This window comes from Pseudonocardia halophobica, from assembly GCF_027922425.1.
Classification (GTDB): Bacteria; Actinomycetota; Actinomycetes; order Mycobacteriales; family Pseudonocardiaceae; genus Pseudonocardia; species Pseudonocardia halophobica.
The window spans coordinates 42011-64210 of sequence record NZ_BSFQ01000028.1 but is presented as its reverse complement, the minus strand read 5'-3'; the positions used below and the strand labels follow the sequence as shown (position 1 = coordinate 64210).

Below are 22200 nucleotides of genomic sequence, written 5' to 3'. Positions count from 1 at the left end.
GATATCGAGTCAAGCGGTAGGGGCGACGTCACCTCCCGGTACCACGGTCAGCGACTCCAGGCACCGCTCCAGCGCGCTACCGAAGGCCAGGGCCTCCTCGGGGGTGAGCGTGGAGAGCATCCGCTCCTCGACGTCGTCGACCGCCCGGTGGCACTCCTTCAGCACCTGCACGCCGTGCCCGGTCAGCCACGCCCGCAGGATCCGCCGGTTCGCCTCGTCCGGGCGCCGCTCGATGAGCCGGTCGCGCTCCATGGTCGCGATCAGCTGGTGCATCGCCTGCGGCGTGACGACGTGCCGGCGCGCCAGCTGCGCCGACGACAGCCCCTCGCGGGCCTCGAGGATGCTCAGCGCCGTGTACTGGTGCAGCGTGACCCCGAGCGGCCGCAGCACCTCCTCCATCCGCGCGCGCTCGGCCATCTCGAGCCGTTTCACCAGGTAGGTCAGGCGCTGGCCGCGCCGGCCGGCCGGACGGGCCGCTGACTGGGTCATGCCGCGAGGGTATTCGGAAACCTGAGACCGGTCAGCCATTGACCTCGGGTATCAAGCTCCTTACCATCGGCGCCCATCGACGCGCCCGGCTCCCGGGCCGGTCATCCAGCAGACAGGGCACCGCAATGACGCACCCGCAGCCGCACCCGCGCAGCCAGCTGCGCCGGGCCGTGCTGTCGAGCTACCTCGGCAGCGTGATCGAGTACTACGACTTCCTGCTCTACGCCACGGCCTCGGCCGTCGTGTTCAACAAGGTCTTCTTCGCGAACCTCGACCCGCTGGTCGGGACGGTCGCCAGCTTCGGCACGCTGGCCACCGGGTACTTCGCCCGGCCGCTCGGCGGGATCCTGTTCGGACACTTCGGCGACCGCCTGGGCCGCAAGCGGATGCTCGTGCTGAGCATGACGCTGATGGGCGTGGGCAGCACCCTCATCGGCCTGCTGCCCACCTCGGCGCAGATCGGCGGCTGGGCACCGGTCCTGCTCGTGCTGCTGCGCGTGGTCCAGGGCGTCGCGGTCGGCGGGGAGTGGGGCGGCGCGGTGCTGATGTCCGCGGAGCACGCCACCTCGCGGCGCGGGCTGTGGGCGAGCTTCACCAACGCCGGCGCGCCCAGCGGCATGGTGCTGTCCACCCTGGTCCTGGCGCTGTCGGCCGGCGCGACCGGCGAGCAGGCCTTCCTCGCCTGGGGCTGGCGGATCCCGTTCCTGCTCAGCGTCGTGCTGCTCGCCGTCGGCCTGTTCGTCCGGGCGCGCGTCGCCGAGACGCCGGTGTTCGCCGAGGCCGCCCGCACGAAGCCCGCCGCGCCGCCGCTGCTCGACGTGCTGCGCAACCACCCGCGCAACCTGCTCCTGTCGATCGGTGTCGGCTTCGGCGCCTTCGTCGCGCAGGGCACGCTGACGACCTTCGTCATCTCCTACGCCGTGCAGGCCGGCTTCCCCCGGCAGACCGTGCTCAACGCCCTCACCGTCTCGTCGGTCGCCGCGATCGCCGGCATCATCGGGTTCTCCGCGCTGTCGGACCGCTTCGGCCGCCGTCCGCTGGTCCTCGCCGGCGCGGTCGCCATGGCGGTCTGGGCGTTCCTGCTGTTCCCGCTGATCGACAGCGGTTCGACGTTCCTGCTCGCGGTGGCCGTCGTCGTCGGGCAGGGTGTGGTGCACGCGTGCATGTACGGCCCGCTCGCCGCGCTGTACACCGAGCTGTTCTCCACCCGGGCCCGCTACACCGGCGCCTCGCTCGGCTACCAGATCGCGGGGATCGGCGCGGGCGTCGCGCCCGTCGTGTTCGCCTCGGTCCTCGCCGGGGGCGGCGGCACCACCACGGTCTCGATCATCATCGCGGCCGGGTGCGTGGTCACGGTCGCCTGCATCCTCGCGCTCCGCGAGACCGCCACCATCGACCTGGGCGAGTCGACGGAGGCCTCGACCCCCGCCCGGGCCTGACGGTCGTCATCGGGCGGTGTCCGGCGGCCACGGCCGCGGGACACCGCCCGGTGCGTTCGACGCGGCCGCACGACGTGAACGGCCGGACGACCGGGGCGATCAGGCCGGTTGGTCCGCCGCCCGCTCCTCGCGCCACTGCTCGACCAGCGACCGCTTGAACCGGTTGTTGGAGGGGACCTCGATCCCCTTGTCCTCGGCCCACTGCCGCAGCTGCTCGCGCTCCTCGGCGGTGAGCCCCGTGCTCGTGCTGACCTGGCCGCTCCCGCCGCGCTTCACGGCCGACCGCAGGTCCGGGATCGACGCGTCCACCCGGCCGGCGTCGATGTAGGGCTGCAGCAGCCCCAGCAGCTTGCGGTACTCCGGAGCCGCCAGGTCGATCTGCACCCGCATCTGGTCGATGTTCAGCTCGTGCGACTCGACGTCCTGTTCGGAGCCCGTGAGGTCGCAGTACCGGATCTCCCTGATGCCCATCGATCAGCCCGCCTCGGCCGTGGTCCGCGCGGCGCGCTTCCGCCCGGCCGCGCCGCCGGCCTCCTTGGCCGCCTCCTTCGCGGCCTCCTTGGCCGCCTTGCGCAGGGCGGACAGGGTCTGGCCCGCCAGCGCCTTCGAGGCCACCGAGTCGCCGATCTGCCGCGGCGTCATGCGGCCGCGTCCGGTCTCCGCGAGGTAGGTCTGCCCCTCCGGACCGGTCCGGTACTCGAGGTTGGACGCGACCCGGTGGAACCGGGTCCGACCCCGCTGCCGCACGCCCTCCCACCTCTCCACCTTGACGGCGAGCAGGCAGCACGTGCAGGTCAGACGGCGGACGAACAATCCCTCGTCGTCCACCTCGGTGAAGTGGATCCCCGCCTGCCGGATCGTGGGGAACAGGTGGCGGCCGCGTTCCCGGCACGCCAGGACCTCGTCGGAGACGCGGTCGACGTAGAGGTCGACGTCCTCGTCCGAGGCCCGGACGATCCCCGTCTCCTCCAGCTGCTCACCCTGGATCGACTTCGGCAGATCGGCGTCGCCGTCGGCCACCTGACACCCCTCTCGTCGTGTTCGTGTGCAGTGTCGCGGTCCATCGCGGTCCGCGGAACCAGCAGATCACATCATCACCGCCGATCGGACGCCCGTTCGGGCCCATCGGTCGCGACGATCGGTGGTCGGTCGCCCCGGTGTGGGCAGCGGTGCGCCGCCGATATGGGCAGCGCCCACCGATGGGCGGCACGGGCCCGCCGGGCCACGCTCTCCCCCTCACCCGAAGCGAGAGGACCCGACATGACCACCACCGCACCCACCCTGACAACTCGGACCGTGCCGCCGGCCCCGAAGGAGCTGGCCGCGCGCTGGCTCGACCTGATCTCCGCGGGCGACGTCGAGGAGCTCTGCCGCACCGCGTCGCCCACGTGGTCGATGGCCGGCGGCCCGCCCGGCCTGCCGCCGGGACCCGACGGGATCCGCGCGCTGGTCGCGTCGTTCGGCCGGATCCGGCAGCGCTGGGTCGTCGAGGACGTGATCGCCGAGGGCGACAAGGTGGTCGTCCGCGCGACCAACGTCTGCGAGCAAGACACCTTCCTGGGCGTGCCCGCAGCGGGGATCGAGCAGGTCTTCTCCGCGATCTTCGTGTTCCGCATCGCCGAGGGGCGCGTCGAGCAGATCTGGCGGACCGCGCAGGACCTCCAGCGGCTGCTGCAGCTCGGTGCGACGATCGTCCCGCCGTCGTCGCCGAGGGCGTCCCGCTGACCCTCGAGCTGTCCCTCACCGACATCGCCGGCGACGGCGTGCCGTTCGCGGGCGTCGCGGTGTACGTGTGGGAGTGCGACCGCAGTGCTCGCAGGTCGCACTGCCGCAGGAGATGTGCGAGCAGGTCTACGCGCAGCCCGGCTACGAGCGGTCCGTCACCACTTTCTCGCGGGTCGGCCTGGACAGCGACACGGTCTTCGGCGACGACGGCGGCGCGACCGGCTGCAACGTTCTGCTTGTTCGCTGCAACATCCTGACCATATGCTGCACGAGTGGGTGTCGCCGATCACAGCCGGACCGCGGTGCGGTCGGACGCCCGGGAGGCGGTCCGGCTCGCCCGCCGCGCCTTCATGGCGGGTGAACGCATCGACCTGCAGCGGATCGCAGGCCGGCTCGGCGTCGACCGCACGACGCTGTTCCGCTGGGTCGGCAACCGCGACCAGCTGCTCGTCGCCGTGCTGACCTCACTCGCCGACCCCACTCTGCGCGACGCGGCGGCCGCCGCGCCCGGATCCGGGCCCGAGCGGATCGGGCGGATCCTGCGCGACTTCTCCCAGGCCCTGATCGACGCGCCGTACTACCGCTCCTTCCTGCAGCGCGACACCGAGCGCGCGCTGCGGTTGATCACGACGAAGGCCAGCCCGCTGCAGCAGCACGTCGTCGGCGCGGTCGAGCGGCTGCTCGCCGAGGAGTGCGGCCGCGGGCACCTGCGCACCTCGATGCCGCTCGGCGACCTCGCCTACCTGGTGGTGCGGATCGCCGAGTCGTTCATCTACGCCGACCTGCTCACCGGGGACCCGCCCGACGCCGCCAAGGTCGAGCTCGCGGTCACCGCCCTGCTGCACGGGGCGGCCCGCGTTCCCACCCCCTGACCCCCGCACGACCGCACTCGACGAGGAGAGCACCGATCATGGCCGAGCTCCAGGGCACCTGCGAGGACCGTTTCGACCCGCTGCGCGGACAGCTGCAGGCCCACCTCGACAGCGGCGAGGAGCTGGGTGCGTCGCTGGTCGTGGACCTCGACGGCGACCGCGTCGTCGACCTCTGGGGCGGGTACCGCGACCAGGCCCGCACCACGGCATGGGACGAGCACACGATCGTCAACGTCTGGTCGACCACCAAGACGGTGACCGCGCTGGCCACGCTGATGCTGGTCGACCGCGGGCAGCTCGACGTCCATGCCCCGGTGGCGCGGTACTGGCCGGACTTCGCGGCGGCGGGCAAGGAGGACGTGCAGGTCCGGCACCTGCTCTCGCACACCTCCGGCGTCTCCGGGCTGGACCGGCCGGCCACGGTCGAGGACATGTACGACGCCGAGCGGGCGGCCGCCCGGATGGCGGCCCAGGCGCCGTGGTGGGAACCGGGCACGGCGTCGGGCTACCACGCGCTCAACTACGGGCACCTGCTCGGCGAGCTGATCCGGCGCGTCGACGGCCGGACCCTCACCGAGTTCGTCGCTCAGGAGATCGCCGGCCCGCTCGACGCCGACTTCACCATCGGCGCGCCGGAGAAGGCGTGGGGCCGGATCGCCGACGTCGTCCCCCCGCCGCCCGTGACCGTCGACCTCTCGGGCGCGGACCCGAACAGCCCGGCGGTGCGGACGCTCACCGGCCCGCTCGTCGACGCCGAGGACGCGAACACCGAGGCCTGGCGCCGCGCCGAGATCGGCGGCGCGAACGGCCACGGCAACGCCCGCTCGGTCGCCCGGATGCTGTCCGCGATCGCCCGCGGCGGCGAGGTCGACGGTGTCCGCCTGCTCTCCCCGGCGACCATCGAGCTGATCTTCGACGAGCAGGCGCAGGGCGTCGACCTCGTCCTCGGCGTTCCGCTGCGGTGGGGCATCGGCTACGGCCTGCCGCAACGGGAGACGCTGCCGTACATCCCGGACGAGCGGATCTGCTTCTGGGGTGGCTGGGGCGGCTCGATGATCATCATGGATCTCGGCCGGCGGCTGACGATCTCCTACATGATGAACCGCATGGCGCCGGGCATCATCGGCTCCGACCGCAGCGCCGGGTACGTGCGGGAGATCTACCGTGTGCTGGGGCCGGCGTGATCCTCCGCAGCCCGTACCCGGACGTCGAGATCCCCGAGGTCCCGCTGCCCGAGTTCCTCTTCGGCGCCGGTTTCGGCGACCGGGGCGACGCCGCCGCCTTCATCGACGGCGCGACGGGCTCGTCGGTCACCTTCGACGAGCTCACGGGCATGGTCACCCGGATCGCCGCCGCCCTGCACGAGCGCGGGCTCCGCAGGGGCGACGTGGTGGCGCTGTTCGCCCCGAACTCGCCCGCCTGGGTCGCGGTGTTCCAGGGTGTGTTGCGCGCCAACGGCATCGTGACCAGCGCGAACTCCCTCTACTCCCCCGCCGAGCTCGCCCACCAGCTCACCGACTCCGGCGCGACGATGCTGGTCACGGTGTCCCCGTTCCTGGACCGGGCCACGGCGGCGGCCGCGCAGGCCGGCCTGCCCGACGACGCCGTCGTCACCCTCGACCCGGTCGACGGCCGCACGTCGCTGGTCGACCTCCTGGGGAGTAGCGCCACCCCGCCGGAGCTCGAGGTCGGGCCCGGGGACACCGCGGTGCTCCCCTACTCGTCCGGCACGACGGGCCTGGCGAAGGGCGTGGTGCTCACCCACCGCAACCTCGTGGCGAACCTGCTGCAGTTCACGCCCCTGGGGACCACGGACGAGACGACCCGGATCCTCGCCGTCCTGCCGTTCTTCCACATCTACGGGATGACGGTGATGATGAACCACGGCCTGCACCGGCGGGCCACGGTCGTCACGATGCCGCGCTTCGACATGGCGGAGTTCCTGCGGGTGGTCGCGGAGTACCGGCTGAACCGGCTGTACATCGCCCCGCCCGTCGCCGTCGCGCTGGCCAAGCACCCGCTGGTCGACGAGCACGACCTGTCCTGCGTGGACGTCATCTTCTCCGGCGCCGCCCCGCTCGACGCCGAGCTCGGGCATGCCGTCGCCCGCCGGCTCGGCTGCGTGGTCCTGCAGGGCTACGGCATGACCGAGCTCTCCCCCGTCAGCCACTCGATGGACGAGCGGCACCCCGACGACGACCTGAACGGCGTGGGGTACGCGATCCCGAACGTCGAGAGCAAGCTCGTCGACCCGGAGACCGGCCGGGAGGTCGGGCCCGGCGAGCGCGGCGAGCTGTGGGTCCGCGGGCCGAACGTCATGTCCGGCTACCTGAACAACCCCTCGGCCACCGCCGCCACGCTCGACGCGGACGGCTTCCTGCACACCGGCGACGTCGCGACGGTCGACGAGCGCGGCTTCTTCCGCATCGTCGACCGGGTCAAGGAGCTGATCAAGTACAAGGGCTACCAGGTCCCGCCGGCGGAGCTCGAGGCCGTGCTCCTCACCCACCCGGGCATCGCCGACGCCGCCGTGATCGGGGTGTCCGACGCGGAGGGGGAGGAGGTGCCGAAGGCGTTCGTCGTGGTCCAGGAGGGGGTCACACTGACCGCCGACGACGTGATGGCCTTCGTCGCGGAGCGGCTCGCGCCGTACAAGAAGGTCCGCGTGGTCGAGTTCCTCGACGCGATCCCGAAGTCCGCCTCGGGGAAGATCCTCCGCAAGGACCTGCGCGCCCGCGAGAACGCCTGACGGGTGGATACCGGACCGGCCAGAACGGCGCTGTGACCAGGTCCCGCCGACAGAGGTCGCCATCCGGGCGGGCACCCCGGCCGCCACCAGCTCGACAGGGCCGCGTGAGACGGTGGGAGGAGCACGAGCTGGCGTCAGGCGTGTGCGTATGCGGGGAGGGCGAAGGTCGGGGCCGGCGTGCCGACTCGACGGAGTTGGGTGGCGACCCCGCGGACGACCGGGCTGCCCGCCACGCGAACCGCGGCTCGCAGCATGGCGACACCGGTACGGGAGGTCGGGTTCGCCACTCTCGGCACCCCCGGCGGCAGTTTCTGCACCCGCTCGACCCAGGGCCGCATGATGTGCTCGTAGCCGTCGAGGGCGTTGCGGAGGTCGGTGTGCGAGGCGATCTCCCCGGCGAGTACGTAGGCGCCGACAACGGCGAGGGTGGTGCCCATGCCGATCATGGGCGAAGGGCAGTAGGCAGCGTCGCCCAGCAGCGCGACCCGGCCGCGCGACCACCGGGGGGCCCGTACTTGGCCCAGGACCTCGGCGTACAGGTCGTCGACGTCGTCGAGCGCATCGAGCACGCGGCCCGTCTCCCAGCCGGCGCCGGCGAAGGTTCGGCGCAGCAGGGCGCGCTGCTCATCGGGCGTTCTCCGGTCGGCGTCGTCGCGCTTCTCTCCCCGGGCGAGTGTGCGCGTGACGATGACGCGCAGTGTGCCGTGCCGGTCCGGACGCAAGGAGAACGTGCCGCCGGGAGCGTTGAACCAGCGCCACCAGTCCGTGTCCGAGGCGGTCCGCGGGATCGTCGCCCAGGTCGCCTCCACTCCGAGAGAGCGGACCACCGGCTCGTCGTTGAAGAGCAGCCCGCGGGTGCCGGAGCCGATGCCGTCGGCGGCGACGACGAAGTCGAACCGTTCGTCCGGAGCGTTCGCGAAGGTAGCCGTGGCGGTGCCGTCCTCCTGCCGCAGCGAGGTGATGCGGTCGCCGAAGCGGTACTCCGTGCTGTCGGAGGTGGCCGAGACCAGCAGCTCGGCGAGGTCGCCGCGCAGGATCTCCACCTCCGAGGTCACGCTCATGCCGCTGGCATCCCCGACCGGGAACCGAGCGAGCACCTGCCCGCGCGGCCCGACGAACTCCACCCCCAACTCGCCCGTGTCTGCGGCGCGCACCTGTTCCTCCAGCCCCATGCGGCGGATGACCTGCAGCCCGGCCCCGCGGAGGTCGACGTTCTGGCCGCCGGTGCGCAGGCGGGGTGCTCGCTCCACGACCGTCGTCCGCCATCCGTGGCGGCCGAGCCAAAACGCAAGAGCCGGCCCGGCGATGCTCGCGCCGGCGATCAGGGCAGTGCGAGGAGGCACTGGCCGAGGGTAGGTCGCCCACAGGTGGAGGCGCACTGTTCCTCCAGCTACTTCGCCCCGGCGCTGCTCGCCGCGCGGCACGGGCGGCGGCTCGCCGAGCAGTTCGCACTGGTGCTCACCCCGCTCCGGCAGGCCCAGATCGACGCGGTCCTCGACGGCACCGCCCGAGCCACGATGGTGCTCGAGGACGTCTGGGCCGCCACTCCGGCCAACGCCGACCGCACCCGCATCGTCGACCGGATCGACGGGCTGGCGCCGCCGGTCGTCCTCGCGCGCGCTGGCCTCGACTCCGCCATCCTCGACCGGCTGCTCGCCGAGCTCCTCGCGTGGCGGCCGTCCGCCCGGGGCGATCCACGGCCCGTTCGTGCCGTTCGACGACGCCGCTGTCGCTCCCTTCTACGCCCTGCTCGACGGCCTGGACGTGTAGCCGCCCGACGTGCGGGGGCGGGCCGGGTGCCGGAGGCTCGGCGCATGCCTCCGGAGCGCACCGCCGACGGGCGCTGGATCGTGGTCGAGGGCCGGCGCTGGCGCGCGGCCGATCCGGAGCTGCCGGAGGAGGTCCGGGCTGAGCTCCAACACCATCTCGGGAAGGCGCGGGCGGCGGTGCGCACCGCTCGCGCGGCGGACGACCCCGCCGCGGTCCGGGCCGCCCGTCGTCGTGTCGACCTGGCGAAACGTGGTCTCGGCGAGCGCGGCGAGCCGTGGTGGGAGCAGGACGCGGCGACCCGCGAGCGGCGGTGGACCGAGGCGCTGGAGGCCCTGGCCGACCGGCTACCGTGATCCGGTGACGCGCAGGAGGAACGGGTGGAGCGAGGTGCTCGCCCCCTGGCGGCAGCTCGCCGAGATCACGTGGTCGGCGCCCCAGGTCGTCGCCCACCGCACGGTCCGCATGGCCACGGGCGGCTGGCCGCCGAACGCGCGGGACCGCCGGGAGTACCGGCGGATGGTCGCGGAGAAGGGCACCGCCTTCACCCGCGCCGCCGTCGCCTCGGCCTGGGCCGTACCCCGCGCCGCCAGCCTCGTGCTGTCCGAGAGCCTCACCCCGGTCCACCGCACGGTCACCGCCAACCGCCGCCGCCTCTCCCGCCGCTGACCGACGCCTGACGCCGGCGACGCGAATACTGTCGGACCGTGGACACCGCCGCGCCCCGGCCACGGGTTCTGGTGATCGGGCTCGACCCCTACCGGGTGCCCGGGCCCTGGGACCCCGCCCCCGTGGCCGAGGCGATCGCCGTCGGCCTGGCGCGGTTCGCCGACGCCGGGGTCGGGGTCGAGACCTGCCTGTTCGGGCTCGACGGCAGCGACGACGTCGAGGCGGTCGTGACCGAGGCCCTCGACAGGCGGCAGTGGGAGGTGGTGGTCGTCGGCGGAGGCGTCCGCTCGCCCGACCAGCTCGATCTGTTCGAACGGATCATCAACCTCGTCCGTCGGCACGCACCCGATGCCGCGATCGCGTTCAACAGCACGCCGGCCGACACCTTCGACGCCGCAGCACGCTGGCTGGCCCCACCGGGATGAGTGTCGCTGGGTCCCCCGGTCACCGTCCGTTGAGCGAGACGAGGCCGCGGACCCCGGCGTCGGGGTGCAGGTCGGCAGCCGCCGGTTCACCGCACGCGCCCGCGTCGCGCCCTCGGCCGAGCAGCGCGCCCCTCCGGGCCCAGATGGTGAAGGTCTTCCCGCGCCTGAACGGCATCGAGCGGGGCTCCCACGTCCCCACTCCGCCTGCCAAGGTGGGACGCAGGCGAGGAGGGAGGCCGCACATGAGCGCCCACACCTACGACATCACCACCCCCGCGCCCCCGACCCTGGACGAGGTGTCGGACGGGATCTGGGCGTACGTCCAGCCCGACGGCACCTGGTGGATCAACAACACCGGGTTCGCGGTGGGCCCGCAGGGCGTGGTGGCCGTGGACTCGTGCGCCACCGAGCGGCGCACCCGGGCCTTCGCGGCCGCGATCGCGTCGGTGAGCCCGGCGCCGGTCCGGACGCTGGTCAACACCCACCACCACGGCGACCACACCTGGGGCAACGCGCTGTTCGCCACCGCGACGATCGTCGCGCACGAGCGCGCCCGCGCCGAGATGATCGCGTTCGGCCCGCCCCGGGACCTGCCGTTCTGGGACAACCCGGAGTGGGGATCGCTGCCGCTCGACCCGCCCTTCCTCACCTTCACCGACCGCATCGCGCTGCACCTCGGAGACCTGCGGGCCGAGGTGCTGCACGTCGGGCAGCCCGCGCACACCACGAACGACTCGCTCGTCTGGTTCCCCGAACGCTCCACGTTGTTCTGCGGCGACCTGGTGTTCAACGGCGGCACGCCGTTCCTGCTCATGGGCTCGGTGGCCGGGGCGATCGAGGTGCTGGAGACGGTCGTCGCCCCGCTCGCCGCGGGGACGACGGTCCCCGGCCACGGGCCGGTCTTCCACGACCGCGCGCCACTCGACGCGAGCCTGGACTACCTCCGGTTCGTCCTCGACGTGGCCGAGCGCGGCCGCGCCGCCGGCGTCACGCCGTTGCAGGCCGCGCAGGACACCGACCTCGGGCGCTTCGCGGACTGGCCCGACGCCGAGCGCATCGTCGGCAACCTCCACCGCGCCTACGCCGAGCTGGCCGGGGCCGAGCGGGGCGCGCCGATCGACGTGATCGCGGCGCTGGGTGACATGGTCACCTACAACGGCGGACGCCCGCTGACCTGCCGCGCCTGAGACGGTCCGCCGCCCGGTCTGTACATGACGTCATCGTCGACTTACGGTGAGATCGCGGGCCCCGGCGAATCACGGTCGTGACCTGCGCAGACAGGTTCCGCCTGCCCGCACCTCGACGTCGAGGAGGACCGCCGCGTTGGCCGACACCGCGTCCGGCACCGACCCGTCCGGCACCCTGTCCGACAGCCCGTCCGACAGCCCCGGAACCGACTGGGAGCGGGTGCTGAACCCGCGGACCGTCGTGATCCTGGGCGCGTCCGGCCGGGCGGACAACCCGATGGCCCGCCCGCTGCGCTGGCTCGCCGAGCGCGGCTTCGCCGGCCGCGTGGTGCCGGTCAACCCGAAGTACGACGAGCTCGCCGGGCTGCCCTGCGCCGCCTCGCTCGCCGACGTCGAGGGCCCCGTCGATCTCGTCCTCGCCATGGTCCCGGCGGCGCGGGCGGCCGAGGCCGTCCAGGACGCGGGCCGGGCGGGGGCGGTTGCGGTGATCGTGTTCGCGTCCGGGTTCGCGGAGGTCGGCCCGGAGGGCGCGGCGCTGCAGGAGGAGCTGGTGGCCGCCGCCCGCGAGACCGGCGTGCGCGTGTTCGGCCCGAACTGCCAGGGGATCGTGCACACGCCGAGCCGGTTGTTCGCGAGCTTCTCCGCCGCCGCCGAGCGCCCGCTGACCGAGAGCAGCGGCATCGCCTACGTGGGGCAGAGCGGCGCGATCGGCGGATCCGTCCTCGACCTCGCCGCCGAACGCGGCCTCGACCTCACGACCTGGGTCAGCACCGGCAACCAGGCGGACGTCGACCTCACCGAGATCGGGAGATACCTGGTGTGCCGGCCCGAGATCTCCGTGCTGGCGGTGTACGTCGAGAACCTGCGTGACGGCGCCGCCTACGCAAGGATGGCCGAGACGGCCGCGGCCCACGGCACGGCGCTGGTCGTGCTGCGGTCCGGGCGCTCGGCGGCCGGGAAGCGGGCCGCCGTGTCGCACACCGGCGCGATGGTCGGCGACGACACCGCGTTCCGCCTGGTCTCCCGCCGGCACGGCGTCGTGCTGGTCGACGACGTCGAGGAGCTCCTCGCCGCCGCCACCATGCTGCGGGGCCAGCCCCGGCCGACGGGCCGCGGGGTCGCCGCGGTGACGACGTCGGGCGGCGCGGGCATCCTCGCCGCCGACCGGTGCGAGGGACTCGGGCTGCGGCTGCCCGAGCTCGCCCCGGAGACCCAGGAGAAGCTCGCGCGCCTGGTGCCGGAGTTCGGCGCGCTCGCCAACCCGGTGGACGTGACCGCCCAGCTGTTCAACCGCGGCGACCGCGCCTTCGGCGAGGTCTGCGCGATCGTGTGCGCCGACCCGTCCGTCGACTCGCTGCTGGTCCTGGTCACGATGGTCACCGGGCAGGAGGCGGTCGCCCTGGCCGAGGACCTCGCCGCGGCGATGCGGGGCGGCCCCGTCCCGTGCGCGGTCGCGTGGCTCGCCGGGCCGGACCGCACGGTCGAGGCGCGCGCCCTGCTCACCGCGGCCGGCATCCCGGTGTTCGGGTCCGTGGCGGTGGCCTCCCGGGTGCTCGCGGAGCTGGTCCGGGAGCCCGGGCCCGACGCCGTCGCCGCGGCCCCCGCGCCACCCGGCCCGCTGCCGTCCGACGGCTGGGAGCTGCTCGACGCGATCGGCGTCCCCCGCCCCGAGGGCCGCTCCGCCGCCACGGCCGAGGAGGCCGAGCGGATCGCGGGCGAGCTCGGCGGCCCGGTCGTGCTCAAGGCCGAGGGCCCGGCGCACAAGTCCGAGGTCGGCGGCGTGCGGATGGACGTGCCGCCCGCCGAGGTCGGGCAGGTGGCCGCCGAGCTGCTCGGGCTCGGCGGCGCCGTGCTCGTCCAGCGCCGGGCCCCGGCCGGCCTCGAACTGCTCGTCGGCGCGACGTCGGGCGGCGACGGCTGGCCGCCCGTCGTGACCGTCGGGCTCGGCGGGGTCGCCACGGAGATCCACCGGGACCTGGCCACCGCGCTCGCCCCGCTCGACCGCGACGCGGCCCGCGCCCTGCTGCGGGAACTCCGCAGCTGGCCGCTGCTCGCCGGGCACCGCGGCGCCGAGCCGCTGGCGGTCGACGCGGCCGTCGACGCGATCGTCGCCGTGTCCCGGGCGGCGACGGACCCCACGGTTGCCGAGCTGGAGATCAACCCGCTGATCGTCGGGCGGGACGGCGTGGTGGCGGTCGACGTCCTCGTCCGCCGGACCGAGGAGGAGCGCTGAGATGGGCCGCATCGTGCTGGAGAAGGCCGACGGGGTCGCGACGCTCACCGTCGACTCCCCCGAGGTCCGCAACGGGCTGACCCCCGACATGGGTCGCGAGCTGGTCGCGGCGTGCGAGGAGGTCGACGCCGACCCCGCGGTCGGCGCGGCAGTGGTGCGGGGCGCGGGCGGGACCTTCTGCTCCGGTGCGGACCGGCGCCGCTGGCGGCCGGGCGCCGACCAGGCCGAGGACGCCACCTACCGGGACACCGGGGCGGTCTACCAGGCGTTCGTGCGGGTCGGGAAGCTGGCCGTACCCACGATCGCGGCGGTCCGCGGCGCCGCGGTGGGCGCCGGGATGAACCTCATGCTGGCCACCGACCTGCGGGTGGTCGCCGAGGACGCCCGGCTGCTCGCCGGGTTCCTGCGGATCGGCCTGCACCCCGGCGGCGGGTTCTTCACGCTCGCCGGCCGCACCGCGGGCCGCGAGGCGACGGCCGCGATGGGCCTGTTCGGCCAGGAGATCGACGGGCGGCGGGCGGTCGAGATAGGCCTGGCCTGGACCGCGGTCCCGGACGACGAGGTCGAGGACACCGCCCACCGGCTCGCCGCCGGGCCGGCGCAGGACCCGGCGCTGGCCCGCGAGGCCGTCCGCTCCTTCCGCACCGAGCTGGGCCCGCCGGCCATCGGCTGGGACGCCGCCGTCGAGTTCGAGCGGGCCACGCAGATGTGGTCGCAACGCCGCCGCACCAGCAGCTGAGCCGCACCCTCTGCTCCTACAATCCTGCGCATCGTAGGAGCGGGAGGCGGTGGACCATGACGGCGGAGCCGCCCGCGGACGTCCCCCGCTCCGCGCGCCGGCGCCCGGACCTGCGCCGCCCGCAGAAGGTCCCGCTGATGATCGCGCAGCGGATCGTCGACGACATCACCGGCGACGGCCTCGGGCCCGGCACCCGGCTCGCCGGCGAGCGGGACATGATGGCCCGCTTCTCCGCCGGGCGCGGGACGCTGCGCGAGGCCCTGCGGTTCCTCGAGCTCACGGGCGTGATCACGGTGAAGGCCGGGCCGCGCGGCGGTCCCGTCGTGATGCAGCCCGACGGCACCGATCTCGCCGGCGTCCTCGGTCTGTTCCTGCAGCTCCGGACCGTGTCGTTCCGGTCGGTGATCCAGGTACGGGAGATCCTCGAGCCGGAGCTGGCCGCGTTGGCCGCGAACGGGACCGACGCGGCCGCGGCCGCCGAGATCGCCGACTCGATCGCGGGCATGCGCGCCTTCCTCGACGACGAGGAGAACTTCCTCGCCGAGAACGACCGGTTCCACCTGGCCGTCGCGGCCGCGGCCGGGAACGAGCTGTTCGAGCTGTTGATCTCGTCGTTGCACCTGATCACGGACGGCATGCCGCTCGGGGTGAGCTACCCGCCGCGGCGGCGGGCGGCGGTGCTGCGCGCCCACGAGGCCATCCACGCGGCCCTGCTCGCGCGCGACCCGGACCGCGCCCGGGAGGCGATGCGGCGGCACATGGCGGAGTTCCGCCGGTACGTCGAGACCCGGTTCCCGGGCGTGTACGAGCGGCCGGTCCGCTGGCGGGACATCGCGCCCTGAGCGAGCTCACTGGTCGAGCGCGCGGTGGACGGCTCGGGAGCCGCCGATCCAGCCGGGCAGGTGCAGCATCTTGACGCCCGGACCGCCGGAGACGATCACGTGGACGTCGTCGGCCGACGCAGCGACCGGGTGCCCGGCCCGCACGGCGCCGCCCTCGTACAGCGCGCGGGCGGTCGAGGCGGCCGTCTCCCCCAGCCCGGCCAGCCGCCCCGCGACCTCCGGCGGCAGCACCACGGCCTGCGCGCCCGAGGACATGCGGCGCGGGTCACCGGCGGCGCGGACCGCGCTGGCCAGGGCGTCGGCGAGCGGGTCGAGGATCTCGGCGACCGTCCCCCCGCCGGCCCGGGGCAGCACCTCGGCGGTCCCGCCGACGGCCAGCACGCTCACCGCGTCACGGTCGAGCCCCGAGACGCCGCCGAACGGGGTGCGGTGCTCGGGGAGACAGAACGTGTAGCGACCCGGCTGGCCCGTCGTCGCCATGTCCGTCTCCCCCGGGCGTGCGCCGCCGATCCCGGCCAGCGCGAGGGCCACCGCGCGGCCCACGCAGGCGTTCACCCGGTTGCCGGGGCCGAGGACGTTGGTCCCGGGCCGGAACCCGAGCCGCTCGACGACCGGACCTCCCACGACGACGCACACCGCGGCCGTGCCCGTGGTCGTCTGGACACCGAGCAGGTTGAACTCCGGCTCGAGGCACGCACGCAGCGCCGCGACCACGACCGGCAGCTCGGCGGGCCGGCATCCGGCGAGGACCGCGAAGTAGGCGACCTTCCTGCTGGTCAGCACCCCGAAGAGGGGCGGGACCGGGCCGAGCTCGACGTCGTCGCCGCCCATCCCGGCGAGCCGCTCCGCGGTCGGCTCGACGACGGGCAGGCCGTCTCCCGCACCGGAGGCGAGCAGCTCCTCGATCTCATCCGGGGACAACGCGCGACACCAGCTCCGTCGCCCCGAACGACGGGATCCACGCCGAGTGCTTCCCCGGTCCACCGGCGACACAGACGTGGAGCTGCCGGAGCCCGTCGGACACGGTGTAGCCGTCCTCCTCGGGCTTGATCCCGGACTCGTCGAACTGCACGTGGTTGCCCTCGGAGATCCGGTCGAACGGGATCCGGGCCAGCTCCCAGAGCCGCTCCCGGATCGTCTCGACGGTCCAGCCGTCGCGGGCGAGGGTGTCCGCGTGCTCGGGGCCGAGGACGAGCAGGTGCGGGCCGCGGACGTAGACGTTGTTGGAGCCGGACTCGGCCATGGTCCCCGCGATCGTCACGAGGATCTCCTCGCCGGTGCGGCTGCCATGGTCGTTGATGTTGTGCGGCGGCTCGGCGGCCATCACCGAGACCACGGAGTCCTCGGGCCCGAATCCGCGCTGCACATGCAACGGCGGGAACGGCGAGTCCGCCTCCGCGAAGCAGAACGTGTACTTCGCGGGCGAGCCCTGCGTGGAGCGGTCCATGACGCCGGGCGTGGCCCCGCCGACGTTGCGCAGCACGAGCGACAGGGCCCGCCCGACGACGGCGTTCGCCCGGGTCCCCTGCCCGAAGCAGTTGCCACCGGAGTTGAACCCCTGGTCCCGCACCGGGCCGCTGACCAGCACCATCGGTGCGCAGGGATGCGTCGTCGCGAGAGAGCCGTGCAGGTTGTAGGCCGGATCCGTCGTCCCGAGCAGCGCCGCGACGACGACCGGCAGGTCCGCGGGCCGGCATCCGGCCATGACGGCGTTGGCGGCGACCGACCGCAGCCTCGGGATCATCCGGGCGGGCGGGAGCGGGGCGAACTCCGGCGGGTCGCCGGGGAACGCGGCCAGCATCGCGTCGACCAGTGCCTCGGTGGGCGGGACGGTGGGCAGCCCGTCGCTCCAGCCCTGCTCCTCGGCGTAGCCGAACCACTCGCCCGGGTCCAGGTCCGGGACGTCGAGCACGTCGGTCACAGGTCCTCCAACTCACGCACCATCCCGGCGTAGGCGGCCTCGACCCGGGTGGCGAACTCCTCCGCGTCGAGCCCGCCGACCGGGTGGTCGACCACGATCACGCGTGGCTCCACCTTGCGCGCCGTGGCCTGCGCGCGTACCAGCGGCAGGAACGTCGAGGTGACGATCAGGAACGGGACGACGCCGCGGCGCTCCAGTTCCACCGAGTCGTGGAGACTCCACGACGAGCAGCTGCCTCAATCGCCGATGGCGACGATCGCCATCCGGTACTGCGCGGCGAGGTGGTCGAGCGTCTCCTCCGCCGTCGGATGGGCGGCCTGCGGTTTCGAGGCGAACCCGATGTCGCGGAACCCGCGCTCGGCCTCCAGCCGCGCGGCCACCTCGCGGAGCAGCTCGGTGGCACCGGGCTTGGAGTTCGAGAGCAGGCAGAGCGCGTCCGCCGGGATGCCGTCGTGGGCGACGGGGGTGACGTCCGTGTCGTCGGGCAGGCCGAACGTCGGGTCGACGATCTTCACGTGTCCTCCAGGAAGTCGACGGCGGCGAGGCCGGCGCGCAGGCCGTCGGCCGCCGCGGCGACGAGGTAGGGGGCGGTGCCGGCGACGTCCCCGGCGGCGAACAGGCCCGGGGTGTCGGAGACCAGCTCGGTGCGGGGCTCGGCACCGGTGTAGACGAACACCCCGCCTGCCTCCAGCTCGGTGCCGTCCGCCAGCGCCAGGCCGCTCACCCGGTCCTCGCCGAGCACGGCGCGCACGCGCCCCCGCCGGACCTCGATCCCGTCCGGCGCGGCGGACCAGCGCGGCTCCCCCGGCGCCACGACGGTGACCTGCGAGGCGAACGCGGTGAGCTCACGGGCCTCGTGGGCCGCCCACTCGTCGTCGCCGACGACCACGACCGGTTGCCCGGCGTACAGCGGCCCGTCGCAGGTGGCGCAGGTGGCGACCCCGCGCCCGGTCCAGTCCCCCGGCACGTCCAGCCGGCCGTCCGTGAGTCCGGTCGCGACCACCACCGCCCGCGCGGTCGCGTCCCCCTCGCCCGTGGCCAGCGTGAACCCGGGAGACAGCGCGGTGACCTCGCCGTACGCGATCTCCACGCCGGCGCCCATGGCCTCCTCGAGCAGGGCGCTCATCAGGTCCGGCCCGGTCGTCTTCACGCCGGGGTAGCCGACGACCTCACCGATGTTGACGAGCCGCCCGCCGGGCGACAGCGCGTCCCACGCGCACACCCGGAGCCCGCGCTCGGCAGCCGTCCGCGCTGCCGTCAGGCCCGCGATCCCCGCCCCGACGACGGCCAGGTCCCAGCTCGGGTCCCCGCTCATGTCTCGATCCGCCGGCTCACCGGCACCCCCTGTACGTGGTTCTGGACGTAGCCGCGGGACTGGTTGCGGCCCTCGTTGCCCGCCAGCACGATCGCGATGTCCTCGGCCTGAGGACACATCGGCACGAGCCGCTCGGGATCGTCCCCGGCGTAGCGCTCGTCCAACTCGCCCCGCTCGACCAGGGACGACACCCGGAAGCTCGTGGACCCGACGGCCCACGCGCACCGCTCCAGCTCCTTCACCGGGATCAGCATGTGCTCGGCGAGGTAGCGGCGCAGCGCGGGCTTGTCGTAGCCGTGGCGGGCGAGCGCCGCCGCGATGGACGGGCCGAGCACCAGCAGCGGGTGCCAGGCCCCGAACTCCATGCCCGTGTAGGACCACGGCCCCATCGCGTTGCCGAACACCAACGCGAGCGGCTCCAGGTGGTCGTCGACCGCGTCCCCGCCCGTGTAGATCGGCGCGCTCACCGTGAGGCAGCTGCGCACCGACACCACCGAGTCCGCCGCCGCGAACCCGAGGTCCTCCCGGTGCGACGGCCACCCGAGCTCGCGGACCGCCGCGTCGTTCTCGGCCAGGACCACGTGGAAGGACGCCCCGATCGCGCCCTGGTCGGTGTGCTCGGGCAGGATCCGCAGGCCCGCGAGATTCCGCAGGTAGAGCCGTAGGAACCGGCCCACGGACGTGTTCGCGCGGTTCCCCACGCGCAGCACGCCGGTGCGCGAGTTGAACCCCAGCCGCTCGACGACGGGTCCGGACAGGACGACCAACGACTCCCACCCGGGCGTCGAGCCGGCGTCCTGGACCCGGAACTCCGGCGCGGCCACGCACTCGACGATCCCGAGCAGGACGGGCATGTGCTCGGGCCGGCAACCGGCCATCACGCCGTTGACCGCGACGGACCAGACGGTGGCCTCGCGCAGGTCCGGCGGGAGCACGCCGAGCACCTCGTCCGGGTCCCTGCGGGTGTGCCGCAGGAACTCCTCCACCCGCTCGACGGTGGGCGGGACGATCGGCAGCCCGTCCGTCCAGCCCTGCTCCTCGAAGGCGTCGAGGACGGCGTCGAGGTCCCCGCGCACGACGATCTCCCGCGGCCCGGGCTCGACGTCCGACGCGGTGTCCTCGACGGAGTACGTCCTGGTCAGGGCGTCGACGACGGCGGGCGCCACGATCTCGCGCATCTTCCCGCGGAACACGTCCGTCTCGTCGGTGAGGATCACGCCCGGGTAGCTGACGATCGGCACGTGCGGGATGCCCAGGGACTTCCCGATCGCCCGGCCCATCGGCTCGAACCCGGATCCGCCGATGGCGACGGCCGGGACCCCGGCCCGCTCGGCGGCGGCTGCGGCCCGCATCACGGCAGGCATGCAGGAGCCTCAAGCACCGACGGCGGCGACGACCAGGTCCACCCGGTGTGCCCGCAGCAGCTCGGGCAGCTCGCCGAGGACCCGCTTCTCCTCGGCCGCGGAGGCGTGGAAGTTGCCGAAGGTCTCCCACCCGACGAACTCGACGTCCCCGTGCCGCTCGCGCGCGACCTCGGTGATCACCTCGAACATCTCGGGGCCGCGGAACAGCTCGTCCCACAGATAGGCCACCCGCCGCCCGCCGAGTTCCGCGGGGCGCTCCCCCGCCTCGACGGCGTCCAGCACCTTGCGGCCCAAGGGCCATACAGCCTCGAACACTCAGTCCTCCGCCGTGATCTCCCGCCCCGCCCGGTCCTTGAGGAAGAACGCGGCCAGGAACACCAGCGCCGCGCCGAAGCCCGCGATGGACACGGCGATGCCGTACCCCGAGCCCGCCGCGACGATCCCGCCGATCAAGGTCCCGAACCCGGAGAGCCCGCGCCCGACGTTGTACGCCGCGGCCGAGCCCAGCGACCGGATCCGGGTGGGGAACAGCTCGCCGAACCACACCCCGAAGATGCCGAAGTAGCCCAGGAACAAGCTGGTCAGCAGGTACATCCAGGTGAACGCGCTGGCCCCTCCGCCGGACACGGCGAGGCCGAACATCACCAGGAACACCACGGCCTGCAGCCCGGAGAACACCAGGAACACGGGGCGCCGGCCGAGCTTGTCGGACAGCCAGCCGGCCAGGATGAACCCGACGAACGAGATGGCCGAGGCGAGGTAGAGCACGAGGCTGGCCTCGTTCGCGTCGAACCCGAGGTCGCTCTTGAGCAGCGACGGCATCCACGTGGTCGCCGTGTACGGCACCCACTGCGCGCCGAACGCCGCGACCAGGCCGACCAGCACGATCGGCAGGCTGTCCTTCATGAACAGCTGCCGCCAGCTCGACCGCCGCGCCACCGCGGCGACGTCCGACGACAGCTCCCCCGCCGCCTTGCGCCGCTGCAGCTCGGTCCACTGCTTGGACTCCGGCGTCGCGTACCGCACCCAGACACAGGCCAGGGCGGGCAGCACGCCGATGAGGAAGGCGTAGCGCCAGTCCGGAAGGGTCTGCGCCGCGAGGATCGCCAGCGCGTAGGCGGGCCAGAGCGAGGACTGCACGAGCCCGCCGCCCAGCCCGCGCCGCTTCGGCGACCACGCCTCGTTGAGCCACGCGAACCCGACGGCCCACTCGCCGCCGGTCCCGACGCCGGTGAAGAACCGCAGCACCACGAACACCCAGAAGTTCGGGGCGAAGAACACCAGGCCGGTGGCGATCGAGTAGATGAGGATCGACCAGATCAGCGTCCGGCGACGGCCGAACCGGTCCCCGAGGTAGCCGAACGCGAGCCCGCCGACCGCGGAGCCGATGAGCTGCACCAGGATCGCGACGCTGAACGTGCCCGGCCCGATCCCGTACGCCGCCATGATCGGCGCAGCCAGCAGGGACGGGAGCATGAAGTCGAAGTACTCCATGCCCCAGCCGAGGCACGCGGCGGTGAGGACCCGGCGCCGCTCTCCCGGTGTGTAGGAGAGCGAGCCGGTGGCGGCGGAGCGTTCCTGGCCGGTCGTCATGGGCCACCCCCTGGGGCCGGCCGGGCGTCCTTGCCCGGCCTCCTGGCGTGTCCGCACCGTAACAATCATAGGAGCGAAGTGGAACGCTCCGGCGGGGCTCAGTGGATGTGCGAGCCGCCGTTGACGTCGTAGGTGGCGCCGGTGATGTAGCCGGACTCCGGGCGGCAGAGGTAGGTGATCAGGTCGGCGACGTCCGCGACCCGCCCGTTGCGCCCCACCGGGATCCCGGAGAGCAGGGCCTCCTTGCGCTCGCCCTCCAGGGCCCCACCGGTGATGTCGGTGTCGATCAGGCCGGGGGCGACGCTGTTGACGGTCACGCCGTGCGGGCCGAGCTCGCGGGCCAGGGCGCGGGCGAACCCGAGCTGGGCGGCCTTGGCCGCGGAGTACGCGACGCCGCCGAACACCCCGCCGCCGCGCTCGGCGGACACCGAGGACAGGAACACGACCCGGCCGAAGCCGCGCTCGGCCATCCCGGGCGCGAGCCGCCGGGTGATGTTGTAGGCGCCGCGGACGTTCACGGCGAAGATGCGGTCCCATTCGGCGCCGTCGACGTCGAGGAACCGGGTCGGCGAGGTGATGCCGGCATTGTTGACCACGGCCCCGACCGGCGGGGCGTCCGCGGTCAGGGTGTCGACGGCGGTGGCGACCGAGGTCTCGTCGGTCACGTCGCAGGCCAGGCCGAACGCCTGGACCGGGTGGGCGCCGGCGATCTCGTCGGCGGTGGCCTTGGCGGCGGCCTCGTCGAGGTCGAGGACGGCGACGTTCCAGCCGGCGGCGGCGAGGGCGTGGGCGGTGGCGCGGCCGATGCCACGCTTCGACGCGGCCCCGGTGACGACGGCGGTGTACTCGGAAACGGACACTGGGTTCTCCT

General features: G+C 73.8%; 24 protein-coding genes. 12 read left to right on the top strand and 12 right to left on the bottom strand.

The window, feature by feature from the left end; genetic code table 11:
- Positions 1–9: 9 nt before the first annotated feature.
- The gene (locus PKE99_RS26210) at positions 10–489 is read right to left on the bottom strand and encodes a MarR family winged helix-turn-helix transcriptional regulator (protein ID WP_037050842.1); all 480 of its coding nucleotides are present in this window, start codon (positions 487–489) and stop codon (positions 10–12) included.
- 125 nt (positions 490–614) lie between these two features.
- Between PKE99_RS26210 and PKE99_RS26205 the strand changes: the two genes are divergently transcribed.
- A complete protein-coding gene (locus tag PKE99_RS26205) occupies positions 615–1928 on the top strand; it encodes an MFS transporter (protein WP_037050845.1) in 1314 nt (437 codons plus the stop codon).
- A gap of 99 nt (positions 1929–2027) precedes the next feature.
- On the opposite strand, the gene PKE99_RS26200 is transcribed toward PKE99_RS26205, so the two are convergent.
- Complete coding sequence (locus PKE99_RS26200; RefSeq protein WP_037050846.1) at positions 2028–2399, bottom strand: Lsr2 dimerization domain-containing protein; 372 nt, start codon at positions 2397–2399, stop codon at positions 2028–2030.
- A gap of 3 nt (positions 2400–2402) precedes the next feature.
- Entirely contained in the window at positions 2403–2948 is a 546-nt protein-coding gene (locus PKE99_RS26195; protein WP_037050851.1) for a hypothetical protein, read from the bottom strand.
- A gap of 240 nt (positions 2949–3188) precedes the next feature.
- Between PKE99_RS26195 and PKE99_RS26190 the strand changes: the two genes are divergently transcribed.
- From PKE99_RS26190 to PKE99_RS26175, 4 genes are all read left to right on the top strand, one after another.
- Positions 3189–3653, top strand: coding sequence for a nuclear transport factor 2 family protein (locus PKE99_RS26190; protein ID WP_051738012.1), 465 nt, complete (start codon positions 3189–3191; stop codon positions 3651–3653).
- A gap of 272 nt (positions 3654–3925) precedes the next feature.
- Entirely contained in the window at positions 3926–4525 is a 600-nt protein-coding gene (locus tag PKE99_RS26185; RefSeq protein ID WP_037050861.1) for a QsdR family transcriptional regulator, read from the top strand.
- Between the two features lie 38 nt (positions 4526–4563).
- A complete protein-coding gene (locus PKE99_RS26180) occupies positions 4564–5709 on the top strand; it encodes an EstA family serine hydrolase (RefSeq protein WP_037050862.1) in 1146 nt (381 codons plus the stop codon).
- Positions 5706–7274 (top strand): AMP-binding protein, encoded by a 1569-nt coding sequence (locus PKE99_RS26175; protein WP_037050864.1) that lies wholly within the window; start codon positions 5706–5708, stop codon positions 7272–7274. The genes PKE99_RS26180 and PKE99_RS26175 overlap by 4 nt, the downstream gene beginning before the upstream one ends.
- Positions 7275–7408: 134 nt before the next feature.
- Here PKE99_RS26175 and PKE99_RS26170 read toward each other — a convergent pair whose 3' ends face one another.
- Positions 7409–8617: an FAD-dependent monooxygenase gene (locus PKE99_RS26170; protein WP_037051021.1), complete on the bottom strand. Its 1209-nt coding sequence runs from the start codon at positions 8615–8617 to the stop codon at positions 7409–7411.
- Between the two features lie 24 nt (positions 8618–8641).
- Here PKE99_RS26170 and PKE99_RS26165 point away from each other — a divergent pair, with 24 nt between their 5' ends.
- From PKE99_RS26165 to PKE99_RS26155, 3 genes are read left to right on the top strand one after another with little or no spacing between them, the layout of a single operon-like run.
- Positions 8642–9397 carry a substrate-binding domain-containing protein gene (locus tag PKE99_RS26165; protein ID WP_231498368.1) on the top strand — a complete coding sequence of 252 codons (756 nt, stop codon included), beginning with the start codon at positions 8642–8644 and terminating at the stop codon, positions 9395–9397.
- A 4-nt stretch (positions 9398–9401) separates the two neighbouring features.
- The gene (locus PKE99_RS26160) at positions 9402–9710 is read left to right on the top strand and encodes a hypothetical protein (protein WP_081924576.1); all 309 of its coding nucleotides are present in this window, start codon (positions 9402–9404) and stop codon (positions 9708–9710) included.
- A 38-nt stretch (positions 9711–9748) separates the two neighbouring features.
- Positions 9749–10135 (top strand): hypothetical protein, encoded by a 387-nt coding sequence (locus PKE99_RS26155; RefSeq protein WP_037050869.1) that lies wholly within the window; start codon positions 9749–9751, stop codon positions 10133–10135.
- A 19-nt stretch (positions 10136–10154) separates the two neighbouring features.
- Here PKE99_RS26155 and PKE99_RS26150 read toward each other — a convergent pair whose 3' ends face one another.
- Complete coding sequence (locus PKE99_RS26150; protein WP_156067949.1) at positions 10155–10310, bottom strand: hypothetical protein; 156 nt, start codon at positions 10308–10310, stop codon at positions 10155–10157.
- 67 nt (positions 10311–10377) lie between these two features.
- Here PKE99_RS26150 and PKE99_RS26145 point away from each other — a divergent pair, with 67 nt between their 5' ends.
- The 4 genes from PKE99_RS26145 (at position 10378) to PKE99_RS26130 (ending at position 15136) form a co-directional block, all read left to right on the top strand.
- Complete coding sequence (locus tag PKE99_RS26145; RefSeq protein ID WP_037050870.1) at positions 10378–11322, top strand: MBL fold metallo-hydrolase; 945 nt, start codon at positions 10378–10380, stop codon at positions 11320–11322.
- A gap of 136 nt (positions 11323–11458) precedes the next feature.
- Positions 11459–13555: an acetate--CoA ligase family protein gene (locus PKE99_RS26140; RefSeq protein WP_197040803.1), complete on the top strand. Its 2097-nt coding sequence runs from the start codon at positions 11459–11461 to the stop codon at positions 13553–13555.
- A gap of 1 nt (position 13556) precedes the next feature.
- Complete coding sequence (locus tag PKE99_RS26135; protein ID WP_037050871.1) at positions 13557–14294, top strand: enoyl-CoA hydratase-related protein; 738 nt, start codon at positions 13557–13559, stop codon at positions 14292–14294.
- 56 nt (positions 14295–14350) lie between these two features.
- Positions 14351–15136 (top strand): FadR/GntR family transcriptional regulator, encoded by a 786-nt coding sequence (locus PKE99_RS26130; RefSeq protein WP_051738013.1) that lies wholly within the window; start codon positions 14351–14353, stop codon positions 15134–15136.
- Positions 15137–15142: 6 nt separating this feature from the next.
- On the opposite strand, the gene PKE99_RS26125 is transcribed toward PKE99_RS26130, so the two are convergent.
- The 7 genes from PKE99_RS26125 to PKE99_RS26085 all read right to left on the bottom strand — a co-directional run bounded on the left by PKE99_RS26125 (position 15143) and on the right by PKE99_RS26085 (position 22189).
- Positions 15143–16057 (bottom strand): hypothetical protein, encoded by a 915-nt coding sequence (locus tag PKE99_RS26125; protein ID WP_037050872.1) that lies wholly within the window; start codon positions 16055–16057, stop codon positions 15143–15145.
- On the bottom strand, positions 16044–17057 hold the full coding sequence (locus PKE99_RS26120) for a hypothetical protein (RefSeq protein ID WP_051738014.1): 1014 nt from the start codon (positions 17055–17057) through the stop codon (positions 16044–16046). The genes PKE99_RS26125 and PKE99_RS26120 overlap by 14 nt, the downstream gene beginning before the upstream one ends.
- Positions 17054–17572 carry a UGSC family (seleno)protein gene (locus PKE99_RS39640; protein ID WP_425566495.1) on the bottom strand — a complete coding sequence of 173 codons (519 nt, stop codon included), beginning with the start codon at positions 17570–17572 and terminating at the stop codon, positions 17054–17056. The genes PKE99_RS26120 and PKE99_RS39640 overlap by 4 nt, the downstream gene beginning before the upstream one ends.
- Entirely contained in the window at positions 17569–18372 is an 804-nt protein-coding gene (locus PKE99_RS26105; RefSeq protein ID WP_037050878.1) for an NAD(P)/FAD-dependent oxidoreductase, read from the bottom strand. The genes PKE99_RS39640 and PKE99_RS26105 overlap by 4 nt, the downstream gene beginning before the upstream one ends.
- On the bottom strand, positions 18369–20051 hold the full coding sequence (locus PKE99_RS26100; protein WP_425566494.1) for a UGSC family (seleno)protein: 1683 nt from the start codon (positions 20049–20051) through the stop codon (positions 18369–18371). The genes PKE99_RS26105 and PKE99_RS26100 overlap by 4 nt, the downstream gene beginning before the upstream one ends.
- Positions 20052–21329, bottom strand: coding sequence for an MFS transporter (locus PKE99_RS26090; protein ID WP_037050882.1), 1278 nt, complete (start codon positions 21327–21329; stop codon positions 20052–20054). It abuts the gene before it with no gap.
- Between the two features lie 98 nt (positions 21330–21427).
- On the bottom strand, positions 21428–22189 hold the full coding sequence (locus PKE99_RS26085; RefSeq protein WP_037050884.1) for an SDR family NAD(P)-dependent oxidoreductase: 762 nt from the start codon (positions 22187–22189) through the stop codon (positions 21428–21430).
- Positions 22190–22200: the final 11 nt, after the last annotated feature.